This is a genomic window from Streptomyces eurythermus, from assembly GCF_014649115.1.
Classification (GTDB): Bacteria; Actinomycetota; Actinomycetes; order Streptomycetales; family Streptomycetaceae; genus Streptomyces; species Streptomyces eurythermus.
On the sequence record NZ_BMSK01000009.1, the window covers coordinates 63,545 to 78,223 of the forward strand.

11 protein-coding genes are annotated in these 14,679 nt (G+C 73.3%); 7 read left to right on the forward strand and 4 right to left on the reverse strand.

The features are described from left to right. Window positions 1-98: 98 nt before the first annotated feature. Together IE251_RS18485 and IE251_RS18490 are read left to right on the forward strand one after the other, a co-directional pair. Entirely contained in the window at window positions 99-899 is an 801-nt protein-coding gene (locus tag IE251_RS18485) for a sugar phosphate isomerase/epimerase family protein (RefSeq protein ID WP_189754094.1), read from the forward strand. A gap of 87 nt (window positions 900-986) precedes the next feature. Next, window positions 987-2,234: an MFS transporter gene (locus tag IE251_RS18490; protein ID WP_189754304.1), complete on the forward strand. Its 1,248-nt coding sequence runs from the start codon at window positions 987-989 to the stop codon at window positions 2,232-2,234. Window positions 2,235-2,333: 99 nt separating this feature from the next. On the opposite strand, the gene IE251_RS18495 is transcribed toward IE251_RS18490, so the two are convergent. Next, entirely contained in the window at window positions 2,334-2,927 is a 594-nt protein-coding gene (locus tag IE251_RS18495) for an RBBP9/YdeN family alpha/beta hydrolase (protein ID WP_189754305.1), read from the reverse strand. A gap of 233 nt (window positions 2,928-3,160) precedes the next feature. Here IE251_RS18495 and IE251_RS18500 point away from each other — a divergent pair, with 233 nt between their 5' ends. Beyond that, entirely contained in the window at window positions 3,161-5,011 is a 1,851-nt protein-coding gene (locus tag IE251_RS18500) for a glycoside hydrolase family 3 protein (protein WP_189754095.1), read from the forward strand. On the opposite strand, the gene IE251_RS18505 is transcribed toward IE251_RS18500, so the two are convergent. From IE251_RS18505 to IE251_RS18515, 3 genes are all read right to left on the reverse strand, one after another. Beyond that, complete coding sequence (locus tag IE251_RS18505; RefSeq protein ID WP_189754096.1) at window positions 5,008-6,426, reverse strand: S28 family serine protease; 1,419 nt, start codon at window positions 6,424-6,426, stop codon at window positions 5,008-5,010. The two genes, IE251_RS18500 and IE251_RS18505, sit on opposite strands and share 4 nt — an antisense overlap. Before the next feature lie 105 nt (window positions 6,427-6,531). After that, a complete protein-coding gene (locus IE251_RS18510) occupies window positions 6,532-6,921 on the reverse strand; it encodes a hypothetical protein (protein WP_189754097.1) in 390 nt (129 codons plus the stop codon). Window positions 6,922-7,029: 108 nt separating this feature from the next. Then, window positions 7,030-10,749, reverse strand: coding sequence for an ABC transporter ATP-binding protein (locus IE251_RS18515; RefSeq protein WP_189754098.1), 3,720 nt, complete (start codon window positions 10,747-10,749; stop codon window positions 7,030-7,032). Between the two features lie 362 nt (window positions 10,750-11,111). On the opposite strand from IE251_RS18515, the gene IE251_RS18520 reads away from it, so the two are divergent. The 4 genes from IE251_RS18520 (at window position 11,112) to IE251_RS18535 (ending at window position 14,558) form a co-directional block, all read left to right on the forward strand. Next, a complete protein-coding gene (locus tag IE251_RS18520; RefSeq protein ID WP_229896836.1) occupies window positions 11,112-12,320 on the forward strand; it encodes an FG-GAP repeat domain-containing protein in 1,209 nt (402 codons plus the stop codon). A gap of 72 nt (window positions 12,321-12,392) precedes the next feature. Continuing rightward, on the forward strand, window positions 12,393-13,064 hold the full coding sequence (locus IE251_RS18525) for a ThuA domain-containing protein (protein WP_189754100.1): 672 nt from the start codon (window positions 12,393-12,395) through the stop codon (window positions 13,062-13,064). Window positions 13,065-13,103: 39 nt separating this feature from the next. After that, window positions 13,104-13,859, forward strand: a complete 756-nt coding sequence (locus tag IE251_RS18530; RefSeq protein ID WP_189754101.1) for an AfsR/SARP family transcriptional regulator — start codon at window positions 13,104-13,106, stop codon at window positions 13,857-13,859. A gap of 33 nt (window positions 13,860-13,892) precedes the next feature. After that, window positions 13,893-14,558, forward strand: a complete 666-nt coding sequence (locus IE251_RS18535) for an HAD-IA family hydrolase (protein ID WP_200692172.1) — start codon at window positions 13,893-13,895, stop codon at window positions 14,556-14,558. Window positions 14,559-14,679 lie beyond the last annotated feature (121 nt).

The window sequence follows — 14,679 nt, forward strand, 5'->3', positions numbered from 1 at the left end:
TGTCTTGAGGGCGGTGCGCGGCCTCCGGGGGCGTCGGCGCACGGCCCCGGTGGGTGCCGGTGCATGACCCCCGTCGGCAACGGGTACGCAGCGATCTCATGAAGCTGGCGTTCTCCACTCTCGGTGTCCCCGGGCTGCCCCTCCCGGACGTCCTCTCGCTCGCGACCGCGCACGGCTACCACGGGGTCGAGCTGCGGGCCCACCCGGAGGAACCGGTGCATCCCGGGCTGACCCCCGCCGAACGCGCCGAGGCCGCCGCCCTGTTCCGGGCCGCCGGGGTGGAGGTGGTGGGGCTGGCCGGGTACGCCCGGGTGGCCGCGGCCGGCGACGACGGGCCCGTACTGGCGGAGATCCGGGAGCTGGTGCGGCTGGCCCACGACCTGGGCGCGCCCTTCGTACGGGTCTTTCCCGGCGCCGGCCCGGACGTACCCCGTGAGGAGGCGGACGCGATCGCCGCGCGACGGCTCGGAGCCGCCGCCGAGGACGCCGCCGCGCTCGGCGTCAGGATCCTGCTGGAGACACACGACTCGCACCGCACCGGCGCCGACGCGATCCGGATCCTCGGCCCGGTCGGACACCGCCATGCCGGCGCGCTGTGGGACGTGCTGCACACCTGGCTGGGCGGCGAGCAGCCGGACGACAGCTACGCGGCCCTCGCCCCGCACCTCGGCTACGTCCAGGTCAAGGACGTCGCCTCGGCCGAGGACACCACCCCGCTGCCGCTCGGCGCCGGGGCGGTGCCGCTCGCCGAGTGCGTGGACGTGCTCACCCGGCGGGACTGGGACGGCTGGCTGTGCTGGGAGTACGAGAAGCGCTGGTACGAGAAGGCGGCGCCGCTCGCGGAGCTGCTGGGCGAGGGGCGGGAGTACCTGGCCCGGCTGCTCGGGGAAGCCGCCTGAGCGGGGATATTCGCTGGCGGGTGCCAGGGGGTGCGGATAGCCTCCCCCGGTGACATCGCCGCCCGGGCCCCGCGCCCGCCACCGCTCATGAGCCTCTCCGGCTCCCTGCTCGACATACGGCCGCTGCGCACCTCCCCCGTCTTCCGACGGCTGCTGATCGGGCGGACCGTGTCCGTGCTCGGCGGGTTCATGACCATGGTGACGGTCATGTACCAGGTGTGGGACCGGACCCACAGCACCGCCTGGACCGGCGCCGTCGGGCTCGCGCAGGCGCTGCCGCTGGTGGGGTTCGGGCTGTTCGCCGGGGCCTGGGCGGACCGGGCCGACCGGCGGCGGGTGTACCTCGCGGCCACCGTCGGCCAGGCGGTCTGCTCCCTCGCGCTCGCGGTGCAGGGCTTCACCGGGCACGTCCCGGTGGCCGGGGTGCTGCTGCTGGTCGCGGTGCAGTCGGCGTTCGGCGCGCTCGGCGCCCCGGCCGCCGGGGTGTTCCTGCCCCGCCTGCTGCCGAAGGACCAGGTGGCCGCCGGGCTCGCGCTGCAACAGGTCACCGCGCAGTCGATGATGCTGCTCGGGCCCGCGCTGGCCGGGGTGCTGCTCGGCTGGTTCGGCATCGGCGTGTGCTATCTGCTGGACGCCCTGAGCTTCGGCCTCGCCTTCTACGGCGCCTTCGGGCTGCCCCCGCTGCCCCCTGAGGGGACGCCCGCCCGGCCGGGGTTGCGCGGCGCGCTGGACGGGCTGCGGTTCCTGGCCGGGCACCGGGTGGTGCGCGGTGCGCTGATCACCGACCTGGCCGCCACCGTGCTGTCGTTCCCGGTGAGCCTGTTCCCGCTGGTCAACGCCGAGCGGTTCGGTGACGACCCGCGCACCCTCGGGCTGTTCCTGTCGGCGCTGGCGGTGGGCGGGGTCACGGCGACCGCGCTGTCCGGCCCGCTGACCCGGCTCGCCCGGCCGGGCCCGGTGATGCTGTGCGCGTCCGGCGGGTGGGGCGCGGCCCTGGTCCTGTTCGGGCTGTCCACCAGCCCTTGGGCGGGCCTGGCGCTGCTGGTGCTGGCCGGGGCGGCGGACGCGACGGCGGTGGTCGCCCGGTCCACGATCGTGCAGACCCGCACCCCGGACGCGCTGCTCGGCCGGGTCACCGCGGCCGAGCAGATCGTCGGCCAGGCGGGCCCGAGCCTGGGCAACGTACGCGGCGGCCTCCTGGCCGGCTGGACCTCCGGCGTGACCGCGCTGGTGGCCGGCGGGGCGCTGTGCGTACTGGCGGTGGCCGCGGTCGCCACGACCACCCCCGAACTGCGCGACCGCAAGACCCCCGCCACGGAACCGGCCGTGCCGTGAGCGGTCAACGGAGCAGGGTGCACCGGAAAGGCCGGCGGCGCTGCCGAACAGCCCCGCGAAAAGCCCAGGCGCATCCACCGCGCAAGCGGAAGGCGCCCGCTACCCGGCCGGCCGTGCCGTGAGCGGCAGCGTTTCGTCCAGGCACCAGGACAGGACGGCCGGCCAGGGGCCGTAGCCGGCGTCCAGGGCGAGGTGGCCGGCGCCCGGGAGGATGTCGGCCGGGATGCCGAGCGGCTCGGCGAAGAGCGTGGCCGCGCCCTCGGGGCAGTACGGGTCGTCGTCGCCCGCGACCAGCCGGGCCGGTCCGGGCAGGGTGAAGTCGAGCGGGGGCGGGGCGAAGGCGGCCACCTCCGGGTGCCGGGCGAGGACGGACCCGGACGGCGGGGCGACGAGCAGCACCCGGTCGGCGCGCCCCAGTTGGCCCATGCCCCGGGCGGCGGCGTGCAGCCACAGCACGGCGGAGGCGCTGTGGGCCACCACGACCCGCTCCCCGGTGTCTTCCAGCTCCTCCAGGTGCCAGGCCAGTTCGCCGAGCCAGACGTCCAGGTCGGGGTCGTCGGGGTCGGGCAGGCCCGGGTACGTGACGTGGTGGCCGAGGGCGGTGAGCCGGTCGGCGAGCCAGTGCTGCCAGTGGGCCTTCGGACGGTGGTTCTGCCAGCCGTGCAGGATGAGGTAGGAGCGCGGGGTCGTCATGGCGCCGATCTTCACTCCGCCGGCCGCCCTGGTCCAGTGGGTGTTCACGCGTCGAGCACGACGGCCCGTCGGGGCCCGGTCCGGGCCGTTCCGGGGGCCGGACGCGGCGCGGGAATCCCCGGGCGGCGGCCCCTTCCTGGTTACTGTGCAGTCCCTTGACGGAAAGAAACTTCCCGGATATTGGTGACTCCTCGGAAGTTTCCTTCAGCGGTTCTCCTCTGGAAGGAGCGCACGTGCCCGACACCAGCACGGGAAGCGACACCGGTACGGGAAGCACGCGAAGAAGCACCGCACGGCCGTCCCGGCGCGCCGTCCTCGCCGCGACCGCGGGCGTCACCGCCGCGCTGACGGTCCCGACCGCCGCCGGCGCCGCCGACGGCGACCGCCGGCTGCGCGCCCTGATCTCCCGCATGACACTGGAGGAGAAGGTCGGCCAGCTGTTCGTGACGCGGGTCTACGGCCACTCCGCCACCGCCCCCGACCAGGCCGACATCGACACCAACCTGAAGGAACTCGGCGTCCGCACCGCCGCCGAGCTGATCGCCAAGTACCGGGTCGGCGGCATCATCTACTTCGCCTGGGCGCACAACACCCGTGACCCGCGGCAGATCGCCGACCTGTCCGACGGCATCCAGCGGGCCTCGCTGGACCAGCCGCGCGGGCTGCCCGTGCTCATCTCCACCGACCAGGAGCACGGCGCGGTGTGCCGGATCGGCAGGCCCGCCACCCTGCTGCCCGGCGCGATGGCGATCGGCGCGGGCCGCTCCCGCTCCGACGCGCGGACCCTCGGCCGGATCTCCGGCGCCGAGCTGCGCGCGATGGGCGTCCACCAGGACTACGCCCCCGACGCCGACGTGAACGTCAACCCGGCCAACCCGGTCATCGGGGTCCGCTCCTTCGGCGCCGACCCGGACGCGGTCGCCGCGCTGGTCGCCGCCGAGGTGAGCGGCTGTCAGTCGGCCGGGGTGGCGGCGACCGCCAAGCACTTCCCGGGCCACGGGGACACCTCCGTGGACAGCCACTACGGTTTCCCGGTCATCACGCACAGCCGTGAGCTGTGGGAGCGGCTGGACGCCGTGCCGTTCCGGGCCGCGATCCGGGCGGGCGTCGACTCGGTCATGACCGGGCACATCCAGTTCCCGGCCCTGGACGGCTCCGGCGACCCGGCCACCCTGTCCCGGCCGGTGCTGACCGGCATCCTGCGCGAGGAGCTCGGCTACGACGGGGTCGTGATCACCGACTCGCTGGGCATGCAGGGCGTGCGCACCAAGTACGGCGACGACCGGGTACCGGTGCTGGCCCTGAAGGCCGGCGTGGACCAGCTGCTCAACCCGCCGTCGCTGGACGTGGCGTGGAACGCGGTGCTGACGGCCGTACGGAACGGCGAGCTGACCGAGGAACGGCTCGATGAATCGATCCTGCGCATTCTGCGGCTGAAGGCCCGGCGCGGGGTGCTCGACCACCCGTGGGCCAGCCCGGACCGGATCGGCCGCACGGTGGGCACCAAGGCCCATCTGGCCGCCGCCGACCGCATCGCCGAGCGCACCACCACCCTGCTGGTCAACGAGGGCGGCACGCTGCCCTTCGACCCCCGCCGGGAACAGCGGGTCCTGGTCGTCGGCGCCGACCCGGCCTCCCCGTCCGGCACCACCGGCCCGCCCACCGGCGTGCTGGCCGCCGCCCTCACCGAACTGGGCTTCGCCGCGACCGCCCTGTCCACCGGCACCGCGCCCTCCGCCGCGACCGTCGACAAGGCGGTCGCCGCCGCCGGGAACGCGGACGCGGTGGTCGTGGCCACGTACAACGTGACGGCGGGCAGCTCCCAGCGCACCCTGGTCGACCGCCTGCTGGCCACCGGCAGACCGGTGGCCGTGGTGGCGGTCCGCAACCCGTACGACATCGCGCAGCTCCCCGCCGTCCGGGCGTGCCTCGCCACGTACTGCTGGACGGACGTCGAACTGCGCGCCGCCGCACGGGTCCTGGCCGGCCGGGTGGCTCCGCGCGGGCGGCTGCCCGTGCCGGTGCGGCGGGCGGACGACCCGGCACGGGAGCTGTACCCGATCGGGCACGGGCTGACGTACTAGGCCAACCGGGGCCGCAGCGCGGGCTCCCGCTCCGCCTCCCGTACGTCCAGCCGCGCGTCGTACCGGGCCAGCGGCCTGGCCTGGTCGACGGTGGCCCGCGGGAGGCCCGCCCAGGCCAGGATGCGGGCGGTGGCCAGGCTCTTCTCGTCCGGGACCAGGCCCGCCACGTTGGCGCCGTGGTTCATGCCGGGCGCGGTGAACACGTAGGAGTCACGGGCGCCCGCGTCGGGCCGGAAGCGCTCCGAGCCCCAGGGGTCGTTCTCGCCGTAGACGAAGAGCATGTGCGTGGCGTGGTGCCGCACCCAGGTGTCCACGTCCCGCATCGCCCACGGCTGGAACCGCATCGGGACGGAGCGGGGCACGTAGTTCCGGGGCGGCTGGTAGCCGTAGCGGATCAGGCGCCGGTCGATGCCGGGGAAGTGGATGGTGGGGGCGCCCAGCTGGGTGCCGGCCTGGTAGTAGTACGGGGTGTACGGGTCCAGTCCCTGGTCGGTGTAGGCGTCGAAGCCGGAGATGGTGTCGAGCGAGGTCCACAGCGCGTCGTCGTCCGCCGTGGCCGCCGGGATCGTGTCGCAGTCCTCGATCAGGCTGTACTGCCAGAAGCCCCAGGCGTAGTCCAGGACGACCGCCTCGTAGGCCCGGTCCAGGCCGCCGATGGTGTCGAAGGTGTAGCCCTTGGCGGCGGCGTACTCGGCGTACTTCTCCTCCAAGCGCTCGCGGCGCACCAGTGCCTCGCGCTGGACGGCGGTCAGCTTCTCCCGGCACTCCTTGGTGCCGACGCGGGCGAAGAACCGGTCGTAGGCGGAGTCCTCGTCGTTCACGACGTCGTTCGGGGCGACGTAGGCGACGACGCCGTCCATGTCACCCGGGTAGAACCGCTCGTAGTAGGTGGCCGTCATGCCGCCCTTGGAGGCGCCGGTGGCCAGCCAGTTGGCGGGGTAGAGGGCCTTCAGCGCCCGGAACACGCGGTGCTGGTCGCTCGCGGCCTGCCAGATGTCGAGCTTGGACCAGTCGGCCGGGTCGGGGCGCGAGGGGGTGAAGAAGCGGTATTCCAGGGAGACCTGGTTGCCGTCGACGATCTGGGTGGGCTCGCGGCGCGAGGGCTTGGTGGAGACGCCGTAGCCGCCGGTGTAGAAGACGGTGGGCCGGCTCACGTCCTTGTGCAGCACGGTGATCCGCTGCTGGAAGGTGCCCCGGTCCGGGTGGCGGTGGTCCACCGGCTGGGTGAAGTTCAGGACGAAGTAGCGGTAGCCGGGGTACGGCTTCTCCTCGATCAGGCTCATGCCGGGTATCGACAGGAGCCGGTCCTTGATGTCGGTGGGCTCATCACCGGCGGCGGTGGCCGCCCCGGCCGCCGTGCTCAGCGTGCCGATGAGCACCGTGAGCGCGAGCAGCCATCTGAGCGCCTTGCGCATGCGCACTCTCCCCTGTGAGACAGATGTGCGCCGGAAACTATCCCAGCAAGTGCCGCCCCACCAGAGGACGTTCGTCCGGTCGCCGGGCCGCCCCTGCTCAGCGGGTCAGCACAGGATCCAGCCGGAGCTGACCGAGGAGCGGCCCACCGCGCCCTTGATCCACACGCAGCGGTGCCCGGCGTGCACGGTCACCGGGCCGGCGAGGCGGGTGTAGCGGCCGGCGTCGACGACCGGCCGGTTGCCGCGCGCCTGCACGCTGACCGACATGGTGCGGGCGGGGCCGGGGGTGCGCGGGACGGTGACGGCGCAGACGTAGCCGTCCCGTTTGTAGACGTGGGTGATGCCGGTCTTGAACGGCAGGGTCCGCACCTCGCGCCCGGCACAGCCGCCGGTCGCGGCCTGCGCGGTCCCGGTCGCCGTCAGCGCGAGCGCGCCGGACGCAGCCAGCACGGCCGCGCCGAGGGCGAGCCGTCGGCGTATCGCACCACTGTCCACTTCGTCCTCCCCGTACCCGGTCACACTCCCCCGTCTCCGTACTGATGTACGGACGCACGCGTATGCCGGATGGTTGCACGACCGTCAGCCAAACGATTCGGCGGGGTCTCAGCGGGCCGCGCCGACCGGCTCCTCCGGCTCGGACCGGCCGACGAAGGTCCGCCACAGCTCGGCGTACCGGCCGCCGCGGGCCAGCAGCTCCTCGTGGGTGCCGTCCTCGGCGACCCGGCCGTGGTCCATCACCACGACCCGGTCGGCGCGGGCCGCGGTGGTCAGCCGGTGCGCCACCACCAGCGTGGTGCGACGGCCCGCGAGCCGGTCGGTGGCGTGGTTGACCTGGGCCTCGGTGGCCAGGTCCAGGGCGGCCGTGGCCTCGTCCAGCAGCAGGACGTCCGGGTCGACCAGCTCGGCGCGGGCCAGGGCGATCAGCTGGCGCTGGCCCGCCGAGAGGTTCCGGCCGCGCTCGGCCACCCGGTGCAGATAGCCGCCCGGCAGCCGGGCGATCATCTCGTGCGCGCCGACCGCCCGGGCCGCCGCCTCCACCTCGGCGTCGGTGGCGTCGGGCCGGCCGTAGGCGATGGCGTCGCGGACGGTGCCCGGGAAGAGGTACGCCTCCTGCGGCACCACGCCGAGCCGGTGCCGGTACGAGGTGAGGTCCAGGGCGCGCAGATCCGTGCCGTCGACCGTGACCCGGCCGGCGGTCGGGTCGTAGAACCGCGCGACCAGCTTGACCAGGGTCGACTTTCCGGCGCCCGTCTCGCCGACGAAGGCGACCGTCTGCCCGGCCGGGATCGTCAGGTCGATGCCGGTGAGGGCCTCCTCCTCGTCGCCGTAGGCGAACCGGACCCCCTCGAAGGCGATGTCGCCGCGCAGCGAGAGCACCTCCAGCGGGGCCTCGGCGGTCTTCGTGGACGTCGGCTCGCGCAGCAGCTCCTGGATGCGGCCCAGCGAGACCGTGGCCTGCTGGTAGCCGTCGAAGACCTGGGAGAGCTGCTGGACGGGCGCGAAGAACAGGTCGATGTAGAGCAGGTAGGCCACCAGGGCGCCGGTGGTCAGCGTGGCCGCCTCCACCCGGCCCGCGCCCGCGATCAGCACGGCCGCCGCCGCGACCGACGACAGCAGCTGCACGAACGGGAAGTAGACCGATATCAGCCGCTGGCCGCGGATGCGGGCGCTGCGGTACTCGGCGCTGCGCTCGGCGAACCGCCGGCCGCCGTCCCGCTCCCGCCGGAAGGCCTGCACGATGCGCAGTCCGGACACCGTCTCCTGGAGGTCGGCGTTGACCGTCGAGACGCGCTCGCGGGCCAGCTCGTACGCCTTCACGCTGGCCCGGCGGAAGAAGAAGGTGGCCACGGCCAGCGGGGGCAGGGTGGCGAAGACGACCAGGGCCAGCTGCACGTCGAGGACCAGCAGGGCGACCATGATGCCGAAGAAGGTGACGACCGAGACGAACGCGGTGACCAGGCCCGTCTGCAGGAAGGTCGACAGGGCGTCGACGTCCGTGGTCATCCGCGTCATGATGCGGCCGGTCAGCTCGCGCTCGTAGTAGTCCAGGCCTAGCCGCTGGAGCTGCGCGAAGATCTTCAGCCGCAGGGTGTAGAGCACCCGCTCGCCGGTGCGGCCGGTCATCCGGGTCTCGGCGATCTGCGCGGCCCACTGCACCAGCACGGTCAGCAGGGCGAGCAGGGACGCCGACCACACCGCGCCGATCGCCATCCGGGTCACTCCGGAGTCGATGCCGTGCCGGATCAGCACCGGCAGCAGCAGGCCCGCGCCCGCGTCCACGGCGACCAGCGCCAGGCTGACCAGCAGCGGCGGCCAGAAGCCGCGCAGCAGGCGGCGCAGCCCGTAGGACTCCTCGGGCAGCGTCGCGCGGCCCTCGTCGATGTCCGGGGTGTCGGTGGCCGGGGGCAGCGCCTCGACCTGGGCGAGCAGCTCCGGGGTGGCCGGGGAGCCGGACAGCGCCTGGTCCTTCGGTTCGCGGTCGCCGGTCCACAGCCGGGGGGTCACACCCCGCTCGGCGTCGAACTCGGCGTCCAGTTCGTCGCGGACGGAGGTGTCCTCGGCGGGCGTGGCCGGGCGGGCGTGGCCCGGGGAGACGCCGCCCAGTTCGTCCGGGTCGGTGAGCAGCCGGCGGTAGAGGGCCGAGCGCTCCTGGAGCTCGTCGTGGGTGCCGAGGTCGGCGAGCCGGCCGCCGTCCAGGACGGCGATGCGGTCGGCGAGGTTCAGGGTGGAGCGGCGGTGGGCGATGAGCAGGGTGGTGCGGCCCCGCATCACCTGGCTCAGCGCCTCGTGGATCTCGTGCTCCACGCGGGCGTCGACGGCCGAGGTGGCGTCGTCCAGGACCAGCAGGCGGGGGTCGGTGAGCAGGGCGCGGGCGAGCGCGAGGCGCTGGCGCTGGCCGCCGGAGAGGGTCAGGCCGTGTTCGCCGACCTTGGTGTCGTAGCCGTCCGGCAGCTCGCTGATGAAACGGTCCGCCTGGGCGGCGCGGGCGGCGGCCTCGATCTCCTCGTCGGTGGCGTCCGGGCGGCCGTAGGCGATGTTGTTGCGGACGGTGTCGGAGAAGAGGAACGAATCTTCCGGGACGAGTCCGATCGCGGCCCGCAGCGAGTCCAGGGTCAGCTCGCGCACGTCGTGGCCGCCGATCAGGACGGCGCCCCGGTGGACGTCGTAGAAGCGCGGCAGGAGCAGCGAGAGGGTGGACTTGCCCGAGCCCGAGGAGCCGACGACGGCGAGGGTCTCGCCGGGCCGGATCTCGAGGCTGATCCCGTCCAGCACCGGGCGCTTCTCGTCGTAGCCGAAGGTCACGTCGTCGAACTCGACGGTCGCGGGCGCGTCGGCGGGCAGCTCCTTGGTGCCGTCCTTCAGGGCGGGCTCGGTGTCGATCAGCTCCAGCACGCGCTCGGTGCCGGCCCGGGCCTGCTGGCCGACCGTGAGGACCATGGCGAGCATCCGGACCGGGCCGACCAGCTGGGCCAGGTAGGTGGAGAAGGCCACGAAGGTGCCGAGCGTGATGTGGCCGTGCACGGCGAGCCAGCCGCCGAGGGCCAGCATGGCGACCTGGCCGAGCGCGGGGACGGCCTGGAGGGCCGGGGTGTAGCGGCTGTTCAGGCGGATCGTGCGCAGCCGGCCCGCGAACAGCCGGCGGCCGACCTCGCGGAGCTTGTTGGTCTCCTGCTCCTCCTGCCCGAAGCCCTTCACCACGCGCACACCGCTGACCGCGCCGTCGACCACGCCGGCCACGGCGGCGGCCTGCGCCTGGGCGTACCAGGTGGCCGGGTGCAGCCGGGTGCGGCTGCGCCGGGCGATCCAGCCGAGGGCGGGGGCGACGGCGAGGGCGACCAGGGTGAGCGGCAGCGACAGCCACGCCATGATCACCAGGGAGATCAGGAAGAGCAGGACGTTCCCGATGGTCATCGGGAGCATGAAGAGCAGGCCCTGGATCAGCTGGAGGTCGCTGGTGGCGCGGCCGATGACCTGCCCGGTGGACAGCTCGTCCTGACGGCGGCCGTCCAGCCTGGTGATGGTGCCGTACATCTCGGTCCGCAGGTCGTGCTGGACGTCCAGGGCGAGCCGGCCGCCGTAGTAGCGGCGGATGTAGGTGAGGACGTAGACGAGGACGGCGGCGCCTATGAGGGCGCCGGCCCAGGGGGCCATGGCGCGGCTGTGGTCGCCGATCACATCGTCGATGATCACCTTGGTGATCAGGGGGACGACGGCCATCACCGCCATGCCGGCGAGGGAGGAGCCGAGAGCCAGGACGACGTCCTTCGGATACCGCCAGGCGTATCCCGCCAGCCGTCGTGCCCATCCCCGTTGCGCTGCCACGCCGGTGCCTTCCGTTCGCCCTGCTCTACCGCAAGGCGTCAACGCCGGGAGATGCGGATTTCATCCCTCCGCAACAATTGCCGACGCGACGCGATCCGCCTTCCGGTGGGTATGTGCCCGGGGCATAGCGGTGCCGACAGGCGGGGATGCTCCCCGTAGCGGGCGGACGCGACGACGCGCTCGCCGCATGCCTCTGTTCCCCCGCTTTTTGCTCCCGCTTTACGCGAGTCCCGCGCACACACCGGCACGGCGGAGTGACCTACGTCATATGCCGCGTCTCGCATTCCCCTTAGTATGCGCCAGAGCATCTTATGCTTATGCATAATACCTGCATGCGGGTATTACCCGCTCTAGGAGGCGTCGTGCGAATACCTCGCTTCGAACGGGAAGTCGTGGCCGAGGGACTGACCGACGGGTACTGGATCGAGGCACTGGACCTCGACGGGAGCGGCCGGCCCGGACTGCTGACCTCAGGGCTCGCCGAAGGCGTGGTCCGCTGGTACGAGAACCCGGGCGCGCAGCGGTCCGCCTGGAAGCCGCACACCATCGCGGAACTGAGCCAGCCGGTGGCGTTCGCCGCGGCGGACCTCACCGGGACCGGCAGCCTCGACCTGGTCGTCTGCCACGACTACGGCGAGAGCATGTACGCGCACAAACCGGACGACGGCACCATCTCGTGGCTGCGCAACCCCGGCGATCCGCGCGACTCGGGCCCGTGGGAGCGCCGTCGCGTCGGCGGCCTGGTATCGGCGCACCGCCTGCGGGTGGGGCACTTCACCCGCGCCGACCGGCTCCAGCTGCTGGCGCTTCCGGTGGTCGGCGGAGCGGGCGGCCGGGCCGGGCTGGCCCAGCCGGCGCGGGTGACGGTCTTCGACGTGCCGGAGGACCCCTTGAGCGCCGCCGACTGGCAGGTCAGCGCGGTCGACGACGCCTCCTTCACCGTCCTGCACGACTACACGGTCCAGGGCACCGACGCCGCGGGACGGCAGCAACTGGCCGTCGCGAGCGCCGAGGGGCTGAGCGACTACGCCTGGGACGACGCCCGCGGCACCTGGTCGGCGCGCCGGTTCGGGCTCGGCGAGCAGGGGCAGCGCGAGGCCACCGGCTTCGGCGGCAGCAGCAGTGTCGCGCTGGGCACCAGCCACGGATCACGGTTCGCGGCCGCCGTCGAGCCCTTCCACGGCAACACGGTCGCCGTGTACACGCGGACCGCCGGCGCGGACACCTGGCGGCGCACCGTGCTCGACGTCTACGGCGACCCGAACGAGGCCGGTGAGGGGCCCGGCCACCATGTCGTCGCCGCGGACTTCGACGGAGACGGCGACGACGAGTTCCTGGTCGCCCTGCGCGGCCCGGACCCCTGGCAGGGGGTCTACTACTACAAGGCGGTCGACGCCGCCGCCGGCCTGTGGGTCAAACAGCTCGTCTCCGAGGACTCCGCGGCCCGTATCGCCGTCGCCGACTTCAACGGCGACGGACGGCCCGACTTCGCCACCATCGGCTACTACACCCCCGGTTACTTCCTGGCGAAGGACCCGGTGGTGGCCGTCTTCCACAACCTCGGCAGCTGAGCGACGCCCTCGGCTCTTGTGGCGTTCGAGATCTTCCTTGCGCATCGAGACTTCCGACACGAAGGAGTACGCATGACGCGGGCGCTGTACTTATACGGCGGCTGGCCGGGCCACAAGCCCTACGAGGTCGCGGAGTGGGCCCTGGCCGAGATGAAGGACCTGGGGCTGAGCGTCGACACGATCAACGACCCGTACCGGCTGGAGGAGGATCTGACCGGCTACGACCTGATCGTCATCGGCTGGACCCAGGCGCACACCACCGAGACCCTGACCACGCGCCAGGAGGACAGCCTCCTGCACGCCGTGGAGAACGGCACCGGGGTCGCGGGCTGGCACGGCATGGCCGCGTCGTTCCGGGCCAGCCTGCGCTACAACCACCTCGTCGGCGGCAATTGCGTCTCCCACCCGGGCGGCGAGGGCGTCGAGGTCCCGTACAAGGTCACCATCACCGACCCCGCGCACGAGGTGACCGCCTCCGTGTCGGACTTCGAGGTCGCCTCCGAGCAGTACTACATGCATGTGGATCCCGCCAACCACGTCCTGGCGGAGACGGTGTTCAGCGGCGAGCACCTGCCCTGGATCGAGGGCCAGCGGATGCCCGTGGCGTGGGTCCGGCGCTGGGGCGCGGGCCGGGTCTTCTACTGCTCCGTCGGCCACTACCTGAAGGACCTGACCCAGCCGGACGCCACCCGGCTGGTGCGGCAGGGGATCGGCTGGGCCGCCCGCCGGGGCCCGCAGCGTTGATGCAGTCATCACCGGGACACGAGTGCGGCAGGGGGAATCGTGGACGCGTTGTTTCAGGCGCAGTTACTCGGAGAGTTCCGGTTCTTCGTGCGGGGATGTCTCCTGGACATCCCCGCGCAGAGACAGCGGGGGCTGCTGGCCGTGCTCCTCGCCGACTATCCGAGAGCCGTCTCCGCGCGGCGCCTGGCCGAGTACCTGTGGGACGGCAACCGGCCGAGCAACGAGCGGGCGGCCCTGCACATCCACATGACCCGGTTACGCCGTCTGCTGGTGCGGGCGGACTGCCGGCTGGGCTCCGCCATCCGCACCGGGCAGGGGTCGTACCGGATCGACTGCGACGGGCTGAGCACGGACCTGGCCGCCTACCAGGGAGCGACCCGCGTCGCGATGGAGGCGCGGCACAGCGGTGACCTGGCCGTCGAGCGCCGCCACCTGGAGCAGGCGCTCGCCCTGTGGCGGGGCGAGCTGCTGGAGGACGTGCCCCTCGCCGGGGCCTACGACGAGAAACGGCTCCAGCTCCGGGACGGCCACCTGTGGGTGCTGGAGCGCGTCAACGAAGTGCGGATCGCGATGGGCGACTCGCTGCTCGCGGTACCGGAGCTGCGCCGGCTGGCCATGGCGGATCCGCTGCGGGAAAGCACCTGGTACCTGCTGATGAGAGCGCTGCTGGAGGCCGGGCGCAGCGCGGAGGCGGTGGCCGCCTTCCACACGGCGCGGGACGTGTTCGTGAGCGAACTGGGCGTGGAGCCCGGGGTCCGGCTCCGGGAGCTCTTCCACGAACTGCTCGCCGCCTGACCGGCACCGTACGGATTCGACGAAGGAGAGAACATGCCCGTGCCCCGAGGAATGGATGCCGTGCTGACGGCCGGCGGCGTCCTGTTCGACCTGGACGGCGTCCTGGTGGACTCGTCCCCGGTGATCGACCGCGTCTGGCGTGCCTGGGCGGCGCGCCATGACATCCCCTGGGAACAGGTGGTTCCCCTGTTACCCGGCCGCCGGGCGGTGGAGACGGTGGCCCTGCTCGCCCCGCACCTCGACGCCGGCGAGGAGGGCGCCGAGCTGGAGCGGGTGCAGACCGCCGACCTGGAGGGCATCTCCGCCTGCCGGGGGGCGGTCGAGCTGACCGAACAGCTCAGAGGTTTTCCCTGGGCCATCGTGACGTCCGGGAGCAGAGCCACGGCCACCACGCGGCTGCGGGCCATCGGCATCCGGCTGCCCGAGGTCCTGGTCACCGCGGACGACGTGACCGAGGGCAAGCCCAGCCCGGAGGGCTATCTCCAGGCCGCCCGGCGGCTGGGGCTGGCGCCGGGGCGGTGCCTGGTGGTGGAGGACGCCGAAGCGGGGGTACGGGCCGCGCGGGCCGCCGGCGCCCGCGTGGCCGGCGTCGCGGGCGCGGGCCTGGGCGCCGCGGCGGACCTGGTCGACGTGACGATCACCAGCCCGGCCGACCTGCTCGGCCACATCGGCAGGACCCACGACCCGCTTCCCGGCTGATCCGCCCGGGCCGGGAGAAGCGGTACACGGATGCCGGGAGGGAGAGGCGGATACGGCTGCCGGGCCCGCTCCGGGCGCGTCCGCGCGGTGACGCGCGCCGTTCGGGGCAGCCTGCGGCCGC

Bases quoted from the DNA above. Each gene is read 5' to 3' on its own strand.
- IE251_RS18525 (WP_189754100.1), top strand. From the start codon at position 12,393: ATGACGCGGGCGCTGTACTTATACGGCGGCTGGCCGGGCCACAAGCCC.
- IE251_RS18490 (WP_189754304.1), top strand. From the start codon at position 987: ATGAGCCTCTCCGGCTCCCTGCTCGACATACGGCCGCTGCGCACCTCC.
- IE251_RS18505 (WP_189754096.1), bottom strand. From the start codon at position 6,426: ATGCGCAAGGCGCTCAGATGGCTGCTCGCGCTCACGGTGCTCATCGGC.
- IE251_RS18485 (WP_189754094.1), top strand. From the start codon at position 99: ATGAAGCTGGCGTTCTCCACTCTCGGTGTCCCCGGGCTGCCCCTCCCG.
- IE251_RS18535 (WP_200692172.1), top strand. From the start codon at position 13,893: ATGCCCGTGCCCCGAGGAATGGATGCCGTGCTGACGGCCGGCGGCGTC.
- IE251_RS18495 (WP_189754305.1), bottom strand. From the start codon at position 2,927: ATGACGACCCCGCGCTCCTACCTCATCCTGCACGGCTGGCAGAACCAC.